Origin of the sequence: Elioraea tepida, assembly GCF_019203965.1 — a bacterium.
Classification (GTDB): Bacteria; Pseudomonadota; Alphaproteobacteria; order Acetobacterales; family Acetobacteraceae; genus Elioraea_A; species Elioraea_A tepida.
The window spans coordinates 2,143,160-2,164,381 of record NZ_CP076448.1; the positions used below are offsets into that span (position 1 = coordinate 2,143,160).

Sequence of the window (21,222 nt, forward strand, 5' to 3'; positions counted from 1 at the left end):
GTCTTCGCCCAGGCGGCCCGCGGGCCGCCCCCTGCCGAAGGGCGAGAGAGAGGTGGCGCAGAGCTGGTTCTGCCTCTACCGGCGGACATGTCTTGAAACTCCCGTGCAATCTCATGAAATGAGACGGTGCGTTGTCGGGAATCTTTACATCCTCTGCGCATGATCCAAGATTTCCAAGCGACCACAAGGGCTTGGCTTTTGGTATGGGCCGTGCATGACCCGTCAACACAGGGCGCGCGTGTGCGGGCCGATGTTCAGGAGAGATGGTATGAAGGGCATGAGGACGTTCCTGCTGGCGACAGCCTCGGTCGCGATCGTCGGGGTCGGCGCGGCTGACGCGTCGCCATTGACCATCAACAGCAGTGTCGGCGGCGCCCCGAACGTCGCCGGGGTGACCCGCGACAACTTCGACTGGATGACGCCGGGCTCCGGAACGCCCCAAGGCCCCTCGCCGCAGAGCGGCATTACCGTCAACCTCTTGCCCAACGCGCTCGTCGTCACGGGGTCCATGAGTGGGCAATACGCCGCCCCGTTCCTCTCTGGCGGCAATGGCATCGGCTTCGGCAACCCGATCGGCACCGCCAACCAGCCGAATGGCCCCGACACGACCCCTTACATAACGTCGGGCTCGTTCGGGGCGGTGGTCGGCGCGGCAGCCGAGATTGTGCTTCCGGGGAGCGGGGGATACACATATTTCGGCCTGCTCTGGGGCTCGGTCGATACCTACAACACGCTGAGCTTCTACAATGGCACGACGCTGATCGGCTCGATCACCGGTTCGGACGTGATCGCGAGCCCGATCGGTGATCAGGGCGTGAATGGGACTGTCTACGTCAACATCACCTCGACGGTTCCCTTCACCCGCGTGGTGGCGACCTCGAGCCAGTTCGCCTTCGAGTTCGACAACATCGCATTCGCCAGGGACAATCCGTTCAACGTCCCCGCTCCGGCGGCACTCGGGGTGTTCGGCGTGGCCCTGCTCGGCCTCGCCTGGGCGACGCGCCGCCGCCGCACGGCCTGACGCTTCGCCTCACAGCATTCGACAGGGGGCGGCCCACCGCGGCCGCCCCTTCTTGTTCATCCCCGCACCGGCCTCGGGCGCCCGGCCGCGTCGAGCGCGACGAAGGTGAAGGTCGCGACCGTCACGCGCTCATGCGCCTCTGCCTCGCGCGGCCGCCGCCAGAGACTGACCCGGTAGCGAAGCGAGGTCCGGCCGATGCCAAGAAGCTCGGCCCAGACCGACACCTCGTCCCCCACCTTCACCGGGCGATGGAACGACAGCGCATCGACCGCCACGGTCGCGACCCTGCCACGCGCCTCGCGCGCGGCCGCGATTCCGCCACCGAGATCCATCTGCGCGAGCACCCAACCGCCGAAGATGTCTCCGGCGGGGTTCGTGTCACCCGGCATCGCGAGCGTGCGCAGAGCCGGTTCGCCTGCGGGCGGTGTTTCGGGAATCTCCGGTCCGGCCATCGTCGTTCCCTTCAGGTGAGGTGCGGCAGGGCGAGATAGTCCTCGCTCTGCATCTCCATCAGCCGGCTCGCGGTGCGCTGGAACATGGCCGCGTTCTCGCCGCGTTCGTAGAGCCGGTCGGGGATGTCGTCGGCGGAGGCGACAAGCTTCACCCGGTGCTCGTAGAGCGCATCGATCAGCGTGATGAACCGGCGCGCGCGGTCGAAGTTCTCCGGCGAGAGGCGGGGGATCCGGTCGAGCACGAGAGCGTTGAGGTGGGTCGCGAGAGCGAGATAGTCCGCCGGGCCGAGGGCGGCGCCGCAGAGCGTCTCGAAATCCGCCCGGGCGACGTGGTTGAGCGCGAGCGGCAGGGTGACGCGTCGGCCCAGCACCTCGAGCGTCATCGGCCGAGCGACCCCTTCGCCCGCGAGCGCGGCGAAGGCGGTGGAAAGCGCAGCCTCCGCCCGCTCGTCGGCCGGCGACCACCAGGTGCGCATGCCGATCAGTCGGTCGCGCCGGTAGTCGCGGCCGCCGTCGAGAACGATCACCTCGAGCCGTTCCTTCAGCAGCGCGATGAAGGGGAGGAACCGGTCACGCTGCAGCCCGTCCTTGTAGAGCTCGTCCGGCACCGTGTTGGAGGTCGCGACCACCACAACGCCGCGGGCGAACAGGGCCTCGAACAGTCGCCCGAGGATCATCGCATCGGCGATGTCGTGCACCTGGAACTCGTCGAAGCAGAGGAGCAGCGCCCGGGCCGCAACCTGGTCGGCGAGGACCGGGATCGGGTCGGCCCCGCTCGCCTTCTGGCGGAACAGGTGCAGGAAGGCGTGCACCTCCTGCATGAAGGCGTGGAAATGAACCCGGCGCTTGCGCGCCACCGGAGCGGAGGCGAAGAAGAGATCCATCAGCATCGACTTGCCGCGGCCGACGGACCCGACGAGGTAGAGCCCCTGCGGGGCGTCCATCCCGTCCTCGCGCACGCGTCGCTGCCGCGCCGCACGGCCGCGGCCGAAGCCGAAGCGGCTTCGGAACGCCTCGAGCACCCCGCCCTGCCGCGGCGAAGGCGAATATCCCGCGAGTGCACGCCACAGGCCCTGAAGCCGCTCGGCGGCGAATTCCTGAGCCGGATCGGGCAGAAGTTCGCCGCGGGCGATGCGCGCGCGCCAGGCAGGCAGCGGCCCCTCGGCGATGGTGGTCTCTGCGGTCGCGTCCATCCGCTCCGCGCCTTAGCCGAACCGCGGAGGCGCGGCAACGCAGCGCGCGCGCCCAAGGCACATGGCGCGCGCTCGGCGGCGTTCCGTGGACGACGGCGCGGCGGCTGCGAGCCGACGGTCAGACCGCCGCGGTCGGCGTCAGGCGCCGGCGGCGCATGCGGCGCGGAACACGGCGGCATAGGCGCCGGCGCGGCGCGACCAGGAGAGGTCGGCGCGCATACCGGCGCGCTGCATCCCGGCCCAGGCCTCGCCGTCGGCGAACAGCTCCGCCGCGCGGAGAATGGCGGCGCCGAGAGCCGAAGCCGTAACGGGGAAGAACTGGATCCCTGTAGCCACGCCCGCCTCGAGCGCGGCGGCGTTGGCGTCGATCACCGTGTCGGCGAGCCCCCCGACGCGCGACACGACCGGAACGCAGCCGTAGCGCAGCCCGTAGAGCTGGGTGAGGCCGCAGGGCTCGAAGCGCGAGGGAACGAGCACCGCATCGGCGCCGCCAAACATCAGATGCGACAGTGCCTCATCGAAGCCGATGCGCACGCCGACACGGCCGGGATGCGACGCCGCGGCGGCGAGGAACGCGCCCTCGAGCGCGGCATCGCCGGTGCCGAGCAGGGCAAGCCTCCCGCCCGCGCCGAGCAGGAGAGGCAGCGCCTCGGCGATCAGGTCGATCCCCTTCTGCCAGGTGAGGCGGCTGACCACGGCGAACAGCGGCCCCGGGCCGGGGCCGAGGCCGAAGGCCGCCTCGACGGCGGCGCGGTTGTGCGCGCGCAAGCTTAGCGTTCCGATGTCGTAGCGTCGTGGCAGCGCGGCATCCGTCTCGGGGGACCACACCTCTATGTCGATGCCGTTGACGATCCCCGTGATCCGATCCTTCCGCGCCCGGATCAGACCATCAAGCCCCATACCCCCCTCCGGTGTCGCGATCTCGCGCGCGTAGGTCGGGCTCACGGTGATGATCCGGTCGGCGTAGTGGAGCCCCGCCTTCAGGAACCCCACACCGCCGTAATACTCGACGCCGTCGACCGCGAAGGCCTCCGCCGGAAGGCCGAGGGCGGGGAAGAGCTCCGCCCCGAACTGGCCCTGGAAGGCGAGATTGTGCACCGAGAGAACGGAGGGAACGCGCGGGCCCGGGGCGAAGGCGAGATAGGCCGGGGCGAGCCCCGCCTGCCAGTCATGCGCGTGCAGAAGGTCGAACCGCGGCAGAGCCGTCCGGCCCGTCGCGATGGCGGCTGCGACGCGTGCGAGCGCGGCGAAGCGGAGCGCGTTGTCCGGCCAATCCGCCCCGTCAGGGCGCCGGTAGGGGTCGCCCGGCCGGTCGAACAGCGCCGGCGCGTCGAAGGTGACGAGATCGAGCGCCCCGGCGCGCCCTGCGACGAGCCGTCCTTCCGGAACCGACCCGATCTCGCAGGCCTCGGCGAGCGCTGCCCGCACGGCAGGATAGCCGGGCAGGAGCGTCGTCACCGCCACGCCATGCGCGGCGAGCGCCGCGGGAAGAGCACCGACCACGTCGGCGAGCCCTCCCGTCTTGACGAGCGGGAAGCACTCGGAGGCGACGGCGAGCACCCGCACCGCTGCTCACCCGGCGAGCCGGTCGATCATCGCCTGCGTGATCAGGCACACGCCCTTCTCGGTGCGGCGGAAGCGCGTCGCGTCGAGCTCTGGGTCCTCGCCGACGACAAGGCCCTCTGGGATGGTGACGCCGCGGTCGACCACCACCTTCTTCAGCCGCGCGTGCCGGCCGATCGTCACGTCGGGGAGGATCACGCTCTCCTCGATCCGCGAATACGAGCGTGCGTGCACGCCGGTGAACAGGAGCGACCGGCGCACCGAGGCGCCGGAGACGATGCAGTTGCCCGAGACGAGCGAGGAGATCGCCTCGCCGCGTCGCCCCGCCTCGTCATGCACGAACTTCGCCGGCGGCGTGATCTCGGCATGCGTCCAGATCGGCCAGGAACGGTCATAGAGGTCGAGCTGCGGCACCACCGCGGTGAGGTCGATGTTCGCCTCCCAGTAGGCGTCGACCGTTCCGACGTCGCGCCAGTAGGCGACGCGCTCCTCCGCCGAGCGGACGCAGGAGCGCTCGAACCGGTGCGCGATCGCCTTCCCGTTGCGCACGATGTAGGGAATGATGTCGCCGCCAAAATCGTGTCCCGACTGCGGGTCGGCCGCGTCGCGGCGGAGCTGGTCGAACAGGAACGACACCTCGAACACGTAGATTCCCATCGAGGCGAGCGCGACCTCGGGCCGGCCCGGCAGCCCGGGCGGGTCTTTCGGCTTCTCGAGGAACTCGACGATCCGGTCGTCGGCATCGACCTGCATCACCCCGAAGCTGCGCGCCGCCTGCCTCGGCACCTCGATCACGCCGACCGTCACGTCGGCCCGGCGTTCGACGTGGTCGCGCAGCATCGGCTCGTAGTCCATCTTGTAGATGTGGTCGCCCGCGAGGATCACGAGATAGCGCGGGCCGTAGCTCTCGATGATGTCGATGTTCTGGTAGACGGCATCGGCCGTGCCCGCGTACCAGCGCTCGTCGCCGCCGCGCTGCGAGGCGGGCAGGATGTCGAAGCTCTCGTTCCGCTCGGGGCGGAAGAAGCTCCAGCCGCGCTGCAGGTGGCGGATCAGGCTGTGTGCCTTGTACTGCGTGGCGACCCCGATGCGCCTGATCCCCGAATTCAGCGCGTTGGAGAGGGCGAAGTCGATGATGCGCGTCTTGCCGCCGAAGAAGACGGCGGGCTTGGCGCGACGGTCGGTCAGCTCCATCAGCCGGCTGCCGCGGCCGCCCGCGAGCACATAGGCCATGGCCTCGCGCGCCAGCGGGCCCGACCAGTCGCGCGTTCCTGTCATCGAGGCCCCTCCCGCAGCTTCCCGGTCTTGCCGCGATCATTAGCCGAAGCGGCCTGCCGGTGTCCAAGCACGCGGCCGGGCGTGTGCCGCCGCGGTCTCAGCCTACGGCGCGGGCCTTGAACTCGGCGATGAGGGAGGCGATCCGTGCGGGGTCTGACTGCTCCATCACCGCGCGCGCGAAGCGGGCGCAATCGTCGATCGCGACCGACCGCACCGCCTGCTTCACCCGCGGCACCGCGCCCGAGGTCATCGACAGCGAGCGTATGCCGAGGCCGAGGAGGAGCGGCGTCAGCCGCGGGTCGCCCGCGATCTCGCCGCAGACGGAGACCGGCATGCGCATCCTGAGCGCGGCTTCGGTCGCGAACTGCATCAGCCTCAAGACGGCCGGGTGGAGCGGGTCGTAGAGGTGGCTCGCCCCGGTCTCGGCGCGATCGACCGCGAGGGTGTACATCGCGAGGTCGTTCGTTCCGATCGCGAAGAAGTCCGCTTCGAGCGCGAGGCTGTCGGCGGCGAGCGCCGCCCCCGGCGTCTCGATCATGATGCCGAGCGGCGGCAGCGGATCGGGCAGATCAAGGCCGCGGCGGCGGAGCCGCCGTGCGACGCGGTCGTAGAGGTCGCGCGCCTCGCGCACTTCAGCGGGCGTGGTCACCATCGGCAACAGCACCCGCACCGGACCGCGCAAAGCAGCGCGCAGGATGGCGGCGAGCTGCGTCTCGAACAGGTCGGTCTCCTTGAGCAGGAGCCTGATCCCGCGCACGCCGAGGGCGGGATTGTCACCGCCCGCGCCGGGAACGAGGCCGCGCGACACAAGGCTCTCGATCTGCTTCTCGCCGCCCCAGTCGAGCACACGGATCGTCACCGGGTCGCCCTGCATCGCGTCGACCACCTGGGCGTAGGCCTCGGCCTGGACGTCCTCGTCGGGCACGTCGTCGCGGTTCATGAACAGGAACTCGGTGCGCAACAGACCGATCCCGACGGCGCCCGACTGGGCGATCATCGGCAGCTCCATGGGCAGCTCGAGATTGGCCTGGAGCTCCACGGTCTCGCCGTCCTTCGTCACCGCCGGCAGGCGCCGGAGCTTGGCGAGGCGCTGCTTCTCGCGCGCGTAGGCCGCGAGCGCGCGACGGGCCGCGGCGAGGGTGGCCGGGGTGGGGTTCAGCGTCACGGTTCCGGCTGTGCCGTCCACCACAACGGTGGTTCCGGGGGTGGCGTGTTCCATCAGCCCGGCGACGCCGAGCACAGCCGGCAGACCGAGGGCGCGCAGCATGATCGCGGTGTGGCCCTCGAGCCCGCCTTCTTCGGCGGCGACACCGGCGAGCCGCGCCGGCTCGAGCAGCGCCGCATCCGATGGCGTCAGGAGCTCGGCGGCGAGCACCGATCCGTCCGGTAGGGTGGCGTAGTTCCGCCACGGCGTGGCGGTGAGGTTGCGCAGGAGCCTGCGGCCGATCTCGCGCACCTCGTCGGCGCGGCGCTGGCGTGCGGCGCGGTCGTCGCTGCCGGAGGAGGCCATCGCCTCGGCCAGAGCCTCGGCCTCGTCCGCCACCGCCGCCTCGGCATTGATCCGCTTCTCCGCGATCGCGCGCCGGATGCCGCGGATCAGGCGGCTGTTGCCGAGCATCTGCGCATAGGCGTCGAGCAGCGGCTCGAGCTCGCGGTTGGCGTCCTCGGGCAGGATCGAGAGCCGGGCGCGAAGCTTCGCGAGCTGCTTGCGCGAGGCCGCGACGGCGGCGTCGAAGCGCTCGATCTCCCAGGCCACCTGGTGGTCGAAGAGCTCGCGCCGCTCGATCCGTGGCGTGCTCTCGGTCGCGGTGGCGAGCCGGCCGATGCCGATGCCCGGAGAGACGGCGAGCCCGTGCAGGACGCGCTCCGCGGCGGACGGCCCGCGCCGGGGCTCGCGCGCGGGGGGCTGGCCGTCGCCGCCGCTTTTGCGGGAGGGCCGCGTATCAGTCCTCATGGAAGCCGGCCTCGATGAGGCCGGCGAGCGCGTCGAGCGCCTCGCGCGCGTCCCAGCCCTCGGCCTCGAGGATGACGGGGCAGCCCTGCCCCGCGCCGAGCATCATCAGGCCCATGATCGAGCGGCCGGAGACGGCCATGCCGTTCTTGCGCACCGTGATGCAGGCCGAGAAGGTCTCGGCGAGCTTGACAAACTTCGCCGCGGCGCGGGCGTGCAGGCCGCGCTGATTGCGGATCACGAGCTCGCGCACCAGAGGCGGCGGCGCGTTCGGGTCCCTCTCAGCCGGGAACGGGTCGGCCGGATCGCTCGGGCCCTCCTTGGGCCAGTCCTCGCCGATCGATTCCTCTGGGTTCATCGCGGGTGCTCGTCGGAGAGAAGGCGCGAGGCGGCGCCGATGTATTTCCGCCCCGCATCCTGGGCGCAGGCGACCGCCGTGCGCAGCGGCTCGGTGGCGCGGACGGCGGCAAGCTTGACGAGCATCGGCAGGTTCACGCCCGCAAGCACTTCGACGTTTCTGCCGTTCATCGCCGAGATCGCGAGGTTCGACGGCGTGCCGCCGAACATGTCGGTGAGCAGGACCACGCCGTCGCCGGTATCCACCTGGGCGATGCCGCGGAGGATATCGGCGCGCCGGCTCTCCATGTCGTCGTCGGGGCCGATGCAGACCGTCGCCACGCCGGGCTGCGGGCCGACCACATGCTCCATCGCGAGCCTGAGCTCCTCGGCGAGCCGGCCGTGTGTGACGAGCACGAGCCCGATCATGACGCCGCGCCCGAGCCTTGCCTCGGCGCCGACGCAGCGAGACTGAGGTGGGTGGTCATGGACCGTTGGTCACCTGTGCCGCCGTGCCGCCATCGGCTCTCGCGGTGTCCGGCGCCGTCCGGATGTCCCGGTGGGCGACGGAGACACGCCAGCCCCGCTCCCTGAGATCGGAGCCGAGCCTGTCGGCAACCATCACGGAACGGTGTCGGCCGCCCGTGCAGCCGATCGCGATGGTCAGATACTTCTTCCCCTCCCGGACATAGCGGGGCAAGAGCGGAAAAAGGAGGCCGGTCATGCGCCCGTAGAATGCGGCAAAATCCGGGTCGCCGGCAACGTAGTCGGCGACCGAGGGATGGAGGCCGGTCAGCGGCTTCAGCTGCGCCTGGTAGTAGGGGTTCCTCAGGAATCGCACGTCAAACACGAGGTCAGCCTCCCGCGGCAACCCCCGCGCGAAGGAAAAGCTCACGACGCCGATCCAGAGCGTGGAGTCGTCCGGCCGCGCGAAGCGCGCCTCCACCTGGGCACGCAGGTCAGGCAGCGGCATCTCGGAGGTGTCGAGCACCACGTCGGCGATCGCCTCGAGCGGGGCGAACAGCGCCCGTTCGCGCTGCACGCCCTCGAGCACGCCGCCCTGCTCCGCCATCGGGTGGCGCCTGCGGGTTTCGGTGTAGCGCCGCAGAAGCGTCTCCTCATCCGCTGTCAGGAACACGACGGTCAGGTCGAGCCCCTCGTCCGCGCGCGCTCGCTCGACCAGCGCCGCGGCGGCGGCGGCGTCGAGCCGGCCGCGCCGGGAGTCGAGGCCGATCGCAAGCGGCGTGGTGCGGTCCGCCGCGGCGAGCAGGGTCTCGATCACCGCAAGCGGCGGGGTGTCGATCGTCTCCCAGCCGAGATCCTCGAGCACCCGAAGCACCGAGGACCGGCCCGCTCCGGAGAGGCCGGTGATGAGCGCTACGGTCCGCCGCCGGAGCTCTTCCGTCACGGCGAGACCGCGGGCGTGACGCCGAGCGCGCCGCAGCGGCTCGCGGCGCGGCCCTCGAGCACGTCGAGCGCGAGCCGGATCCGGGCCACCGCCGACGGCGCCTCCGGGTCGATCATGATGGTCGGAACCGAGTGCCCGGCGAGCACGCTCTCTGCCGGCTCCGGCAGGCGCTCCTGCGACGCGCGCGGGGTGAGCGTGACGGCAAGGCGGAGGCGTGCGCGCGACACCGTGTCGCCAAGCCTCAGGATGCCGATGCCGCGCACCTCGATCAGTCCGGCGAGCGCGGCCGGGGCGGAGGCGAAGGCGCCCTCGGGCGTGGTCTCGATGTCCACGCGGTCGTCGGCGACGAGACGGAACCCGGACTCGATCAACCTCAGCGCGAGGTCGGACTTGCCGCTGCCCGGGGGGCCGAGCAGCAGCACGCCGGCCGGCCCGTCCGCCCTGTCGCGCGCGCAGCATGTCGCGTGGATCTGCATCGTCGCCAGCCACTACCGCCCGAGCCGAGGGGCGGCTGTCAAGCGCGGCCTCCGCCGCGTTCCGCGCTCCTGCCTTGGGCGAGCGCTCACGCCGCCGGCAGCCTGACCACGAAGCGCGCGCCCAAGACCCGACCGTCCGCGCCGCGCCTGTTCTCGGCGGTGATCGTGCCGCGCAGCGCCTCGATGATCTGGCGCGAGATCGACAGCCCGAGCCCAGAGTGGCTGCCGAATTTCTCGCCGCGCGGCCGCTCCGAGTAGAAGCGCTCGAACACGTGCTCGAGACGCGCCTCCGGAATGCCGGGGCCCTCATCCTCGACCGCGATCTCAACGATGCCCCCCCCCTGCCGGCCGATCAGCCGGATGATGCCGTTCGGCGGGCTGAAGCTCACGGCGTTGGCGATCAGGTTCCGCAGAACCTGCACGAGCCTGCCCTCGACCGCGCGCACGGTCAGCCCCTCTGAAGGCGCGTCGACCACGATCCGTGGTTCGCCCTCGCCGCGCGTCGCCTCGTGCAGCTCGGCGAGCGTGGCGAGGATCGGGCCGAGATCGACCGGCTCGGTCGGGGTGCGCGACAGCTCTGCATCCACCCGGCTCGCGTCGGAGATGTCGCTGATCAGCCGATCGAGGCGCTGCACATCCTCGGAGATGATGGACAGCAGTCGCTGCTGCCGTTCCGGGTCGTCGAGCCGGCGCAGAGTCTCGATCGCGCTGCGGATCGAGGTCAGCGGATTCTTGATCTCGTGCGCGACGTCCGCGGCGAAGCGCTCGATCGCGTCCATCCTCGCCCAGAGCGCGGTGGCGCTCTCGTCGAGCGCGTCGGCGAGCTCGCCGATCTCGTCGCGTCGGGCGACGAGGTCGCGCGGCACGCTGCGAGATCGGCCGCGGCCCTCGCGCATGCGCTCGGCGGCCCGGGCGAGGCGGCGCACCGGGCGGGCGATCGTCGCAGCGAGATAGACCGACATGCCGACCGTGACGACAAGGGCCAGAGCGACGGTTGCGAGGATCGTCATCCGCACCTGGAACAGGGCCGCGTCCACCTCGTGCGCCTCGCGCGTCAGCACGATCGCGCCGACCGTGCGCCGGTTCCGGCTGACTGGCACGGCGACGGAGATGACGAGGCGCCCGTCGGCGGTGCGGCGGAGCACCGGCGGCGCGTCGCCCTCGGCGATCCTCGGGAAGGCGGTGGCGAGGTCGGGCATCCAGTCGGCGCCGTCGGGGATGGTCGGGTAGGCCGAGCCGCGCACGAGCAGGGCCACCGCAGCGTCATGCGCTTGTTTGGCGAGCCTGCCGAGCAGGCCGCGCGGCGGCTGCGGCGCCGGCAAGGGCTCGGTGACGACGGTGCCACCCGGGCCGGGAAGGACGCGGCTGTCGGCGATCAACACGCCGCCGGGGCCGAAGAGCCGCGCCTGCGCCTCCGGGGTTGGCTCGACGATACGACGCAACAGCGGCCGGGCGAGATCGGCGTTGATCGAGGGCGCCTCGGGGTTCTCGACCGTGGTGGCGCTCTCGCCGATCGCCCCGGCGTAGATCTGCGCCTGGATCCGAAGCCCCGATACGGCCGCATCGACGAGACCCCGCTCGTAGTCGCCGAGATAGAGAAGCGCCGCCGCAAGCAGCGCCACCGGCAGGGCGTTGACGAGCAGGATGCGGCGCAAAAGCGGCGAGGCGAGACTGCGCGCGCCGTGCGTGCGCGACGGCCGCGACCGGCGCGTCGGCGGCGGCCTCGTCGCCTCGGCCGCCTGCAGCGCGGTATCCGGCATGCCGCGCCGCGCCCGCGCCCGCCGTCACTCCTCCTTGAACCGGTAGCCGATCCCGTAGAGCGTCTCGATCTGCGCAAATCCGGGGTCCACGGCGCGGAACTTCTTGCGGATCCGCTTCACGTGGCTGTCGATCGTCCGGTCGTCGACGTAGATGTTCTCGCCATAGGCGGCATCGATCAGCTGGTCGCGGCTCTTGACGATCCCGGGCCGGGCGGCGAGCGCCTTCACGAGCAGGAACTCGGTGACGGTGAGCTGCACGTTGGCCCCCTTCCAGAGGCAGAGATGGCGGTTCTCGTCGAGCGTCAGGCTGCCGCGGGTGAGCACGCCCGAGGCAGGCGTGCCCGATCCCTCACCGCGCGCCACCTCGTTGCGCCGCAAGAGGGCGCGGATCCGCTCGATCACGAGACGCTGGCTGAAGGGCTTGGTGATGTAGTCGTCGGCGCCGAGCCGCAAGCCCATCAGCTCGTCGACCTCCTCGTCCTTCGAGGTGAGGAAGATCACCGGCAGGGCCGACTGCTTGCGCAGCCGTTGCAACAGTTCGAGCCCGTCCATGCGCGGCATCTTGATGTCGAGCACCGCGAGATCGACCGGTCTGGCGGTGATGCCGTGCAGCGCGCTCTCCCCGTCGGTGTAGGTTCGCACCTGGAACCCCTCCGCCTCGAGCGTCATCTGCAACGAGGTGAGGATGTTGCGGTCGTCGTCGACGAGGGCGATGGTGTGCGGCATGGAGACTCCTCCGCGGGGGCTGCCCGCCCCCTGCTCGGGGGAGAGTATGGCGGAACTCGCGGAGGGCGGGAACGCATGGCTCTGGATGAGGAGGCAAGGGCGGCGCTCGCACGGTCGCGCGAGGCGGCGCCGTGGGAGGCGCGGCGTCTGATCCGCGCCGCGTCGGAGGCGGCGCTTGCGACGCGCGCGGGCGACCAGCCCTACGCGAGCCTCGTCACTCCGGCCACGGCCCCCGATCTCTCGCCGCTCTTGTGGCTCTCGGCGCTCTCGCCGCACACACGCCACCTCGCCGAGGAGCCGCGCTGCGCTCTCCTGATCACAGGTCCGGCGCCAAGCCCGAACCCGCAGACCCGGCCGCGGGTGACGCTCACCGGCATCGCCGCGAGGGTGCCGGAGGCAGAGCGCGCCGCGCTCAAGGCGCGCTGGCTCGCGCGGCACCCCTATGCGGCGCTCTATGCCGACCTGCCCGATTTCTCGCTCTGGCGCATGGAGATCACGGAGGCGCAGTTCGTCGGCGGCTTCGCCATGGCGCATCGGCTGGCTGCCTCGGCGCTTCGGCCGGACCCGGACGCCGTGCAACGAATCGCCGAGGCGGAGGCCGAGATCGTCGCGCATGTGAACCAGGACCACCCGGACGCCTGCGCGGCGATTGCCTGCGGCCTGTTGGGCGGAGCGGGGGAGGGCTGGCGTCTCGTCGCGGTCGACGTGGACGGGTGCGATTTCGCGCGCGGCGAGGAGGTGCGGCGCCTCGCCTTCGAGGCCCCTGTCGGCGACGCCGACGGCGTGCGGCGCGCCCTGATCCTCGCCGCCCGCGCCGGGCGCGAGGCGCTCGGGCGGTAGCGCGCGGGCGTCGCCGCTCCGGGGGTTGCGGGGGCGGCGGACCGGCGTCTAGGTTGATGCATCAGAAGCGGCGCGCAAGCGCGCGTCGGCGGAGCGGCGGCAACGCCGTCCGGGAGGGGGAGGAAGCGCGTGAAGCTGGGCGAAGCGATCGCCGAGATCATGAAGCGCGAGGGCATCGAGGTGCTCCTCGGCTACCCGGTGAATCACCTGATCGAATTCGCCGCCGCGATCGACATCCGCCCGATCATGGTGCGGCAGGAGCGGATCGGCCTGCACATGGCGGATGCGATCTCGCGCGTCACCTCGGGGCGGAAGATCGGCGCCTTCTGCATGCAGCACGGGCCGGGCGCGGAGAACGCCTATGGCGGCGTGGCGCAGTGCTTCGGCGAGAGCGTGCCGGTGCTCGTCCTGCCGATGGGCTATCCGCGCCGGCTCGCCCACGTTGCGCCGAACTTCAACGCCGCGATCCAGATGCGCGGCGTGACCAAATCCGCCGAGCCGATCGTTCTCGCCTCCGAAGTCTCGGCCGTGATGCGGCGCGCGTTTTCGCGCCTGCGCAACGGCCGCGGCGGCCCCTGCCTCGTCGAGATCCCCTCCGACATGTGGCACGAGGAGGTCGGGCCGCTCGACTACACACCCGTGGCGTCGACGCGCTGGGGGCCCGATCCCGGCGACGTGGAGCGCGCCGCCGCCCTTCTTGCGGCAGCGAAACGCCCGGTGATCTACGCCGGCACGGGCGTGCACTGGGCGCAGGCCTGGCCGCAGCTTCGGGCTCTCGCCGAGCTTCTCGCCGCGCCGGTCACCACGAGCCTCGGCGGCAAGAGCGCCTTCCCCGAGACGCACCCGCTCGCGCTCGGTGCGGCCGGCCTCGCTGTTCCGGCGACGGTGCCGCATTTCCTCTCCCGCGCCGACGTCATCCTCGGCATCGGTTGCTCGTTCACCGAGAGCAACTTCGCGGTGAAGATGCCGCGCGGCCCGAGGATCATTCACGCGACCCTCGACCCCGACCATTTGAGCAAGGACGTTCCGATCGAGCTCGGTCTCGTTGGCGATGCGGCGCTCACACTCGATGCGCTGCTTGCCGCGCTCGCGGACCGGCTAGAGGGCCCGCGTGACGCCGCTCCCGTGGCAGCAGAGATCGCCGCGGTGCGCGAGGCCTGGCTCGCCGAGTGGGCGGAGAAGCGCGACAGCGACGCAAGCCCGCTCTCGCCCTACCGTGTGCTGCGCGATCTCTGGCGCACCGTCGACCCCGCCAACACCATCATCACCCATGACGCGGGCAGCCCGCGCGACCAGCTCTCGCCCTTCTGGGTGTCGCCCACCCCGCTCTCCTATCTCGGCTGGGGCAAGACGACGCAGCTCGGCTACGGGCTCGGGCTCGCGATGGGCGCCAAACTCGCCGCTCCCGAGAAACTCTGCATCAATGTGTGGGGCGACGCGGCGATCGGCTTCACGGGGATGGACTTCGAGACGGCGGTGCGCGAACGGATCCCGATCCTGTCGGTGCTGCTCAACAACTTCTCCATGGCGATCGAGCTCAAGGTGATGCCGATCTCCACCGAGAAGTATCGGTCGACCGACATCAGCGGCGACTATGCCGCGATGGCGCGCGCCTTCGGCGGCCATGGCGAGCGTGTCGAGCGGGCGGCCGACATCGTGCCGGCGCTCAAGCGCGCGATCGCCGCCACACGCGAGGGAACGCCAGCTCTCGTCGAGTTCATCACCGCCAAGGAGACGGCGGTGTCGCGCATCCCGATGCCGGCCTGACCGTGACCAGGGACGCGGCCGGGACGCCAGGAGGGGGAGAGGGATGGCCACGGTCGAGGTGAGCCGTGTGACCAAGTTCTTCGGCAGCACCCAGGTGCTGAAGGACGTCACCGTGTCGATCGACGATGGCGAGTTCGTCGTGCTCGTCGGCCCCTCGGGCTGCGGCAAGTCGACGCTGTTGCGCCTGATCGCCGGGCTCGAGAACATCACCGCCGGAACGATCTCGATCGGCGGGCGGGTGGTGAACACCGTGCCGCCGAAGGACCGCGACATCGCGATGGTGTTCCAGAACTACGCCCTCTATCCGCACATGACGGTGTTCGAGAACATGGCGTTCTCGCTCAAGCTCGCGGGCGCACCGAAGCAGGTGATGGAGGAGGAGGTCGCGCGGGCGGCGAAGATCCTCGGCCTCGGCCAGCTTCTGCACCGTTACCCGCGCCAGCTCTCGGGCGGGCAGAGGCAGCGCGTGGCGATGGGCCGGGCGATCGTGCGCAACCCGCAGGTGTTCCTGTTCGACGAGCCGCTCTCCAACCTCGATGCCAAGCTGCGCGTGGCGATGCGCGCCGAGATCAAGGAGCTGCACCAGCGGCTGAAGGTGACCACGATCTACGTCACGCACGACCAGATCGAGGCGATGACGATGGCCGACAAGATCGTGGTGATGAACCACGGCGTCGTCGAACAGATCGGCCCGCCGCTCGAGCTCTACGACCGGCCGGCGAACCTGTTCGTCGCGGGCTTCATCGGCAGCCCGGCGATGAACATGTTTGAGGGGCGGATCGAGGACGGCGTGTTCCGCATGGAGGACGGCACCGCCTGGCCGCTGCCGCCGAACGGTTCGGGCGCCCGGTCGGCGGAGGTGATCTACGGCATCCGGCCGGAGCATCTGCGGATCGATCCGGCCGGGATCCCGGCGGAGGTGCAGGTGGTGGAGCCCACCGGGTCGGAGACGCAGGTCGTCCTGCGCTGCGGCGGCACCTCGATGCTCGGCGCGTTCCGCGAGCGGATCTCGGCACGGCACGGGGAGATCCTTCCCGTGCTGCCCGAGGTTTCGTTCGTGCACCTGTTCGACCGGCAGTCGGGCCGGCGGATCTAGCTCGGCGATAACACATAAAGGAGGAGGAGACAGTCATGGCCAATATCATCACCACGCGGCGCGGAACGCTGATGCTCGGCGCCTCGGCTGCGGCCGCGGTCGCTCTCGGCGCCGCGCCGACTTCGGCGCAGATCCAGCGCGCCAATGTCACCCCGCCGTCATGGCCGATCGAGCGCGGCGCGAGCCTGCGCATGATCCGCCCCGTCCGCTTCGTCCAACCCGACGAGGAGGTGTTCCGCGCCAACTGCGCCCGCTTCACGCAGCAGACGGGTGTGGAGGTTCGGGTCGATTTCGTCGGCTGGGAGGACATCACCCAGCAGACGGCGGTGACGGCGAACACCGGCGCCGGCCCAGACATCATCATCGGCTTCAACGAGGCGCCGCACATCTACGTCGACAAGCTGGTCGAGCTCACCGATGTCGCGGAATATCTCGGCGCGCGCTACGGCGGGTGGCTGCCGATGGCGCGTCGCTACGGCACCCGCCACAACACCAACACCTGGATCGGCGTGCCCTTCGGCGCCTCGGGCGGCCCGCTCGTGTGGCGCAAATCAGCCGTCAACGAGGCGGGCTACACGACACCACCCGATGATCACGCAGGCTTCCTCGACCTCTGCCGCAAGCTCCGCGCGCTGAACAAGCCGCCCGGCTTCGCGCTCGGCAACGCCGTCGGCGACGGCAATGGCTTCGCGAACTGGCTCGTGTGGTCGCACAACGGATACCTGGTCGACCCCGACGGGCGGGTGGCGATCAACAGCCCCGAGACGATCGCCGCGCTCGAATACCTCAAGGAGCTCTATCCGACCTTCATTCCCGGAACGCTCGCCTGGACCGACATCTCCAACAACCGCGCCTATGCGGCGCAGGAGCTGTGGCTCACCTCGAACGGCGTCTCGCTCTATTTCGCGCTGAAGAACGACCCGGCGACGGCGGCGATCGCCGAGGACACGCAGCATACGCTCATGCCGAAGGGCAAGGCTGCCACCTCGCCGATGGCGGGGCTCACGCTCAACGCCATGCTGTTCCGCCACAGCCGGTTCCCCAACGCCGCCAAGGCGCTGATCGCCTTCCTGATGGAGGCGGAGCAGTACGACCCGTGGCTTCAGGCGAACCTCGGCTACTGGTCGCAGCCGCTCGCCAATTACGCCGAGAGCGCGGTATGGAAGGGCGACCCGAAGGTGGCGATCTTCCGCGACGTCATGAAGTCGGACTACTGGATCGGCTACAAGGGGCCGATCAGCCAGGCCTCGGCGGCGGCGAACGCCGAATACATTATGGTTCAGATGTGCGCCTCGGTCGCCTCCGGGCAGGCGACGCCGCAGCAGGCGGTACGCGAGGCGGAGCGGCGGGCGCAGCGCCACTTCCGCAGGACCTGACCTCGAACGGCACGGCGGCGCCCGCGGAACGGGGGCGCCGCCGACGCTTTGCGAATGCGGCGTGACGGCAGGACCCTGAGGCATGGAGACATCGACAACGGCCCCGCTCGCCACCGCTCCTCAGCGCTGGACGCCGGTGCGACGGGAGCAGACCTGGCTCGGCTGGCTGCTCGACTTCAAGCCGTTCCTGATCGTGATGTGCCTCCTGCCGGCGGTCGGGCTGCTTTCGGTGTTCCTGACCTATCCGCTTGGCTTGGGCGTCTGGCTCGCCTTCACGGATGCGACGATCGGCCGCCGCGGCGTCTGGATCGGGCTCGAGAATTTCGAATACCTGTTCGAGGACCCGATCTTCTGGAACGCCGTATTCTACTCGGTGTTCTACACGGGGGTGGCGACGGTGGGGAAGTTCGCGCTCGGGCTCTGGCTCGCGCTGCTCCTCAACCAGCACATGCCGTTCAAGAGCTTCATCCGGGCGATCATCCTCGTGCCCTGGATCGTGCCGACGGTGCTGTCCGCGATCGCCTTCTGGTGGATCTATGACCCGCAGTTCTCGATCATCTCCTACGTGTTCGTGGACGTGCTGGGGTGGCGCGACACCAACATCGACTTCATCTCCACCGCGTGGCCGGCACGGTGGTCACTGATCGCGGCGAACATCTGGCGCGGCATCCCGTTCGTTGCGATCTCGCTGCTTGCGGGCCTGCAGACCATCCCGCCCTCGCTCTACGAGGCGGCGATGCTGGATGGAGCGACCGCCTGGCAGCGGTTCCGGTACATCACCGTGCCGATGATCATGCCGATCCTTGCGATCGTGATGACCTTCTCGATCATCTTCACGTTCACCGACTTCCAGCTCGTCTACGCCATCACCCGCGGCGGGCCGGTGAACTCGACGCATCTGCTCGCGACTCTCGCCTTCCAGCGCGGCATCCCCGCGGGCCAGCTTGGCGAAGGCGCGGCGATCGCGGTCAGCATGATTCCGTTCCTCGTGTTCGCCACGCTGTTCAGCTACTTCGCGCTCGCGCGGCGCAAGTGGCAGCAGGGAGAGGCCAATGACTGAGCGGGCCCTCGCCGCCGAAGGCGCGCCGCCGCGGCCCGAGCAGGGCGCGCCGGAGCGGATGTCGTGGGAGAGCCGCCAGAGGCGGTTCATCACCCTCTACCTACCGCTCTCGTGCTTCATCTTCATCCTGCTCTTCCCCTTCTACTGGATGACCGTCACTGCGTTCAAACCGAACGCCGAGCTGATGGACTTCAAGAACCACAACCCGTTCTGGATCTCCTCGCCGACGCTCGACCACGTCTATCACCTCCTGTTCAACACGGCCTACCCGTCCTGGTTCGTCACCACCATGGGGGTCGCGGTCGGTTCGACGTTCCTGTCGCTGTTCGCCTCCACGCTCGCGGCCTATGCGATCCAGCGCTTGCGGTTCAAGGGCAGCCACTATGTCGGGCTTGCCATCTACCTCGCCTATCTCGTTCCGCCCTCGATCCTCTTCATTCCGCTCGCGACGATGGTGGTGCAGCTCGGCCTATTCGACACGCCCTTCGCGCTGATCCTCGTCTATCCCACCTTCCTCGTGCCGTTCTGCACCTGGCTTCTGATCGGCTACTTCAAGTCGATCCCGTTCGAGCTCGAGGAATGCGCGCTGATCGACGGCGCCACACGGCTGCAGATCTTCAGGCGGATCACCCTGCCGCTCGCCGTTCCGGGCTTGATCAGCGCCGGCATCTTCTCGTTCACCTTGTCGTGGAACGAGTTCATCTACGCGCTTGCCTTCATCCAGTCCTCGGAGAAGAAGACCGTTCCGGTCGCGATCCTGACCGAGCTCGTCACGGGCGACGTCTACCAATGGGGTGCGCTGATGGCCGGCGCCCTGCTCGGCTCGCTTCCCGTCGCGCTCGTCTACTCCTTCTTCGTCGACTACTACGTCGCCTCGCTGACGGGAGCGGTGAAGGAGTAGGCGCGGCTGGGGCGGCAGGGCCGCCCCGCAGCTTTCCACACCTCATGGAGATCGACCACGTGGCACGGTTCACCATCCTCACCCCTGCCGGCGCCTCCTTCACCACCTCGGGCGGCGGCTATGCCTACGAGATGGAGGCGCTCGAGGGACTCGATGCCGAGATCGTCGAGTGCCCGCCAACCGAGGAGGGCTTCATCGCCGCGGCCCCTTCGGCCGACGCCGTCTACGCGAAGGGGATGAAGTTCACCAAGCGCATGATCGATGCGTTGACGAAATGCAAGATCATCGCCCTCGGTACCGTCGGCGTCGACTATGTCGATGTCGCGGCCGCCACGGCGAAGGGAATCCCCGTTACCAACTGCCCCGACACCTTCATCGAGGAGGTGGCCGACCATGCGATGATGCTCCTGCTCGCGACGCATCGGCGCGCGATCGAGCAGGACCGGATGGTGCGTGAGGGGCGGTGGAGCGAGGGGCGGCCGCAGCTGCTCTCCGTGCCGCGGCTGATGGGGCTGACGCTCGGCTTCATCGGCTTCGGCCGCGTGGCACGCGCGGTGGCGAAGCGTGCCGCGCCCTTCGGGTTGCAGATGATCGCCTACGACCCGTTCGTCGAGGAGCTCACCCTCTCCGATCTCGGGGTCAGGCCAGGCGCGCTCAGCGAGGTGCTCGCGCAGTCGGATTTCGTCTCGATGCATCTGCCCGACACGCCGCTGACGCGCGGCTTCCTCAAGGAGAAGCACTTCCGGCAGATGAAGCCCACGGCGATCTTCATCAATACCGGCCGCGGGCCGACGGTGGACGAGGCGGCGCTGATCCGCGCTCTCGAGGAGAAGTGGATCGCTGGTGCGGGCCTTGACGTGTTCGAGGTCGAACCGCCGAAGCCCGATAACCCGCTCCTTGCGATGCCGCATGTCATCCTCTCGCCGCACAACGCCTCCGCCTCGTCGCGCTTCGACCCGGCCCGCAAGCGCCGCGTGGGGCAGGAGCTCGCGCTCGTGCTCTCCGGGCGCTGGCCGATGAGCTGCGTCAACCCCACCGTGCTGCCGGGTTCGGGGCTCCAGCGCTGGCAGCCCTATGCGATGACGCGCGGCCCGAACAGCTGAGCCGCCGCCCTTCCGCATCGCGGAACAGGCTTCCGTTCCCGCGTCCCGGCCGCTAGGGTCCGCGCTCTCTTGGCGAGGGGAGCGTGGGCATGGCAGGGATGGTGCGGCGTTCGGTGCGTCGGGCGAAGACGCCGCGCGACCCTTCGCAGGTTCAGTCCCTCGCCCGTGCGCTCGCCCTCCTCGAGGCGCTTGCCGACAGCGCGGAGGGGTTGAGCCTCGGTGACCTCGCGCAGACGGTCGGCCTCGCGCCATCCACCGCGCACCGGCTTCTGACCACGCTTCAGAACCGCCGGTTCGTGCGGTTCGTCGCGGCCGAGGGCGTGTGGCAGGTCGGCGTGCAGGCCTTCACCGTCGGCCAGGCCTTCCGGCGTGCGCGTGACCTGCTCGCTCTCGCCCGCCCCGCGATGCGTCGGCTGATGGAGGAGACCGGCGAGACGGCGAACCTCTACATCGAGGAGGGCGGCGAGGCGGTGTGCATGGGCCAGGTCGAGTCGCGGCAGATGATGCGCGCGATCGCCCGCCCCGGCGGGCGGGTGAAGATGCACTGCTCCGGTGTCGGCAAGGCCATGCTCGCGCGGCTTCCGGAGGCGGAGGTGACCCGGATCCTTCAGATGCACGGCCTGCCGCGGATGACACCCCGGACCCTCGACACGCCACGGAAGCTGCGCGACGACCTCGAGGCGACCCGTCGGCGTGGCTTTGCGATCGACGACGAGGAGCACGCGGTTGGCCTGCGCTGTGTGGCCGCCGCGATCCTTGACGAGGACGGGCGGCCGCTCGCGGCGCTGTCCCTCTCCGGCCCGGTCGCCCGGATCGACGATGCCGCCCTCGCCCGTGCGGGGAGCCTCGTCGCCGCCGCGGCGGCGGCGCTGACAGCGCAGGTCGGGGGGCGCTTAAAGGACTGAAATTAAAGTC

General features: G+C 70.1%; 20 protein-coding genes. 9 read left to right on the top strand and 11 right to left on the bottom strand.

Annotation, left to right across the window (positions count from 1 at the left end; translation table 11 throughout):
* Positions 1-268 precede the first annotated feature (268 nt).
* The gene (locus tag KO353_RS10200) at positions 269-1,021 is read left to right on the top strand and encodes an Npun_F0296 family exosortase-dependent surface protein (RefSeq protein ID WP_218284573.1); all 753 of its coding nucleotides are present in this window, start codon (positions 269-271) and stop codon (positions 1,019-1,021) included.
* Positions 1,022-1,077: 56 nt separating this feature from the next.
* On the opposite strand, the gene KO353_RS10205 is transcribed toward KO353_RS10200, so the two are convergent.
* From KO353_RS10205 to KO353_RS10255, 11 genes are all read right to left on the bottom strand, one after another.
* Positions 1,078-1,473: an acyl-CoA thioesterase gene (locus KO353_RS10205; RefSeq protein WP_218284574.1), complete on the bottom strand. Its 396-nt coding sequence runs from the start codon at positions 1,471-1,473 to the stop codon at positions 1,078-1,080.
* 11 nt (positions 1,474-1,484) lie between these two features.
* Entirely contained in the window at positions 1,485-2,666 is a 1,182-nt protein-coding gene (zapE, locus tag KO353_RS10210; protein ID WP_218284576.1) for a cell division protein ZapE, read from the bottom strand.
* A 138-nt stretch (positions 2,667-2,804) separates the two neighbouring features.
* A complete protein-coding gene (gene glgA / locus KO353_RS10215; protein WP_218284577.1) occupies positions 2,805-4,232 on the bottom strand; it encodes a glycogen synthase GlgA in 1,428 nt (475 codons plus the stop codon).
* A gap of 6 nt (positions 4,233-4,238) precedes the next feature.
* On the bottom strand, positions 4,239-5,507 hold the full coding sequence (gene glgC / locus KO353_RS10220) for a glucose-1-phosphate adenylyltransferase (protein ID WP_218284578.1): 1,269 nt from the start codon (positions 5,505-5,507) through the stop codon (positions 4,239-4,241).
* A gap of 97 nt (positions 5,508-5,604) precedes the next feature.
* Entirely contained in the window at positions 5,605-7,461 is a 1,857-nt protein-coding gene (gene ptsP, locus KO353_RS10225; RefSeq protein ID WP_218284580.1) for a phosphoenolpyruvate--protein phosphotransferase, read from the bottom strand.
* Positions 7,451-7,816 carry an HPr family phosphocarrier protein gene (locus KO353_RS10230; RefSeq protein ID WP_218284581.1) on the bottom strand — a complete coding sequence of 122 codons (366 nt, stop codon included), beginning with the start codon at positions 7,814-7,816 and terminating at the stop codon, positions 7,451-7,453. The genes ptsP and KO353_RS10230 overlap by 11 nt, the downstream gene beginning before the upstream one ends.
* The gene (locus tag KO353_RS10235) at positions 7,813-8,223 is read right to left on the bottom strand and encodes a PTS sugar transporter subunit IIA (protein WP_218284582.1); all 411 of its coding nucleotides are present in this window, start codon (positions 8,221-8,223) and stop codon (positions 7,813-7,815) included. Before KO353_RS10235 ends, KO353_RS10230 begins: the two co-directional genes overlap by 4 nt.
* Positions 8,224-8,278: 55 nt before the next feature.
* Complete coding sequence (rapZ, locus tag KO353_RS10240) at positions 8,279-9,202, bottom strand: RNase adapter RapZ (RefSeq protein ID WP_218284584.1); 924 nt, start codon at positions 9,200-9,202, stop codon at positions 8,279-8,281.
* Positions 9,199-9,678 carry an HPr kinase/phosphorylase gene (locus tag KO353_RS10245; protein ID WP_218284586.1) on the bottom strand — a complete coding sequence of 160 codons (480 nt, stop codon included), beginning with the start codon at positions 9,676-9,678 and terminating at the stop codon, positions 9,199-9,201. Before KO353_RS10245 ends, rapZ begins: the two co-directional genes overlap by 4 nt.
* 86 nt (positions 9,679-9,764) lie before the next feature.
* A complete protein-coding gene (locus tag KO353_RS10250) occupies positions 9,765-11,438 on the bottom strand; it encodes a stimulus-sensing domain-containing protein (RefSeq protein WP_218284588.1) in 1,674 nt (557 codons plus the stop codon).
* Between the two features lie 24 nt (positions 11,439-11,462).
* Positions 11,463-12,164, bottom strand: coding sequence for a response regulator transcription factor (locus KO353_RS10255; RefSeq protein WP_218284589.1), 702 nt, complete (start codon positions 12,162-12,164; stop codon positions 11,463-11,465).
* A 75-nt stretch (positions 12,165-12,239) separates the two neighbouring features.
* Between KO353_RS10255 and KO353_RS10260 the strand changes: the two genes are divergently transcribed.
* The 8 genes from KO353_RS10260 to KO353_RS10295 all read left to right on the top strand — a co-directional run bounded on the left by KO353_RS10260 (position 12,240) and on the right by KO353_RS10295 (position 21,212).
* Complete coding sequence (locus tag KO353_RS10260; RefSeq protein WP_218284590.1) at positions 12,240-13,004, top strand: HugZ family pyridoxamine 5'-phosphate oxidase; 765 nt, start codon at positions 12,240-12,242, stop codon at positions 13,002-13,004.
* Positions 13,005-13,133: 129 nt separating this feature from the next.
* Positions 13,134-14,771: a thiamine pyrophosphate-requiring protein gene (locus tag KO353_RS10265; protein ID WP_218284591.1), complete on the top strand. Its 1,638-nt coding sequence runs from the start codon at positions 13,134-13,136 to the stop codon at positions 14,769-14,771.
* Between the two features lie 43 nt (positions 14,772-14,814).
* On the top strand, positions 14,815-15,867 hold the full coding sequence (locus KO353_RS10270; protein WP_218284592.1) for an ABC transporter ATP-binding protein: 1,053 nt from the start codon (positions 14,815-14,817) through the stop codon (positions 15,865-15,867).
* 35 nt (positions 15,868-15,902) lie between these two features.
* Positions 15,903-17,243, top strand: a complete 1,341-nt coding sequence (locus tag KO353_RS10275; protein ID WP_218284593.1) for an ABC transporter substrate-binding protein — start codon at positions 15,903-15,905, stop codon at positions 17,241-17,243.
* An 82-nt stretch (positions 17,244-17,325) separates the two neighbouring features.
* Entirely contained in the window at positions 17,326-18,303 is a 978-nt protein-coding gene (locus tag KO353_RS10280; RefSeq protein WP_218284594.1) for a carbohydrate ABC transporter permease, read from the top strand.
* Positions 18,296-19,204 (top strand): carbohydrate ABC transporter permease, encoded by a 909-nt coding sequence (locus tag KO353_RS10285; protein ID WP_218284595.1) that lies wholly within the window; start codon positions 18,296-18,298, stop codon positions 19,202-19,204. The genes KO353_RS10280 and KO353_RS10285 overlap by 8 nt, the downstream gene beginning before the upstream one ends.
* 59 nt (positions 19,205-19,263) lie before the next feature.
* Positions 19,264-20,307, top strand: a complete 1,044-nt coding sequence (locus tag KO353_RS10290) for a C-terminal binding protein (protein ID WP_218284596.1) — start codon at positions 19,264-19,266, stop codon at positions 20,305-20,307.
* A gap of 89 nt (positions 20,308-20,396) precedes the next feature.
* Positions 20,397-21,212 carry an IclR family transcriptional regulator domain-containing protein gene (locus KO353_RS10295; protein WP_218284597.1) on the top strand — a complete coding sequence of 272 codons (816 nt, stop codon included), beginning with the start codon at positions 20,397-20,399 and terminating at the stop codon, positions 21,210-21,212.
* Positions 21,213-21,222 lie beyond the last annotated feature (10 nt).

Coding starts and splice junctions, on each gene's coding strand:
- KO353_RS10200 (WP_218284573.1), top strand. CDS start 269: ATGAAGGGCATGAGGACGTTCCTGCTGGCGACAGCCTCGGTCGCGATC.
- KO353_RS10205 (WP_218284574.1), bottom strand. CDS start 1,473: ATGGCCGGACCGGAGATTCCCGAAACACCGCCCGCAGGCGAACCGGCT.
- zapE (WP_218284576.1), bottom strand. CDS start 2,666: ATGGACGCGACCGCAGAGACCACCATCGCCGAGGGGCCGCTGCCTGCC.
- glgC (WP_218284578.1), bottom strand. CDS start 5,507: ATGACAGGAACGCGCGACTGGTCGGGCCCGCTGGCGCGCGAGGCCATG.
- ptsP (WP_218284580.1), bottom strand. CDS start 7,461: ATGAGGACTGATACGCGGCCCTCCCGCAAAAGCGGCGGCGACGGCCAG.
- KO353_RS10230 (WP_218284581.1), bottom strand. CDS start 7,816: ATGAACCCAGAGGAATCGATCGGCGAGGACTGGCCCAAGGAGGGCCCG.
- KO353_RS10235 (WP_218284582.1), bottom strand. CDS start 8,223: ATGATCGGGCTCGTGCTCGTCACACACGGCCGGCTCGCCGAGGAGCTC.
- KO353_RS10245 (WP_218284586.1), bottom strand. CDS start 9,678: ATGCAGATCCACGCGACATGCTGCGCGCGCGACAGGGCGGACGGGCCG.
- KO353_RS10250 (WP_218284588.1), bottom strand. CDS start 11,438: ATGCCGGATACCGCGCTGCAGGCGGCCGAGGCGACGAGGCCGCCGCCG.
- KO353_RS10255 (WP_218284589.1), bottom strand. CDS start 12,164: ATGCCGCACACCATCGCCCTCGTCGACGACGACCGCAACATCCTCACC.
- KO353_RS10260 (WP_218284590.1), top strand. CDS start 12,240: ATGGCTCTGGATGAGGAGGCAAGGGCGGCGCTCGCACGGTCGCGCGAG.
- KO353_RS10270 (WP_218284592.1), top strand. CDS start 14,815: ATGGCCACGGTCGAGGTGAGCCGTGTGACCAAGTTCTTCGGCAGCACC.
- KO353_RS10275 (WP_218284593.1), top strand. CDS start 15,903: ATGGCCAATATCATCACCACGCGGCGCGGAACGCTGATGCTCGGCGCC.
- KO353_RS10280 (WP_218284594.1), top strand. CDS start 17,326: ATGGAGACATCGACAACGGCCCCGCTCGCCACCGCTCCTCAGCGCTGG.
- KO353_RS10285 (WP_218284595.1), top strand. CDS start 18,296: ATGACTGAGCGGGCCCTCGCCGCCGAAGGCGCGCCGCCGCGGCCCGAG.
- KO353_RS10295 (WP_218284597.1), top strand. CDS start 20,397: ATGGCAGGGATGGTGCGGCGTTCGGTGCGTCGGGCGAAGACGCCGCGC.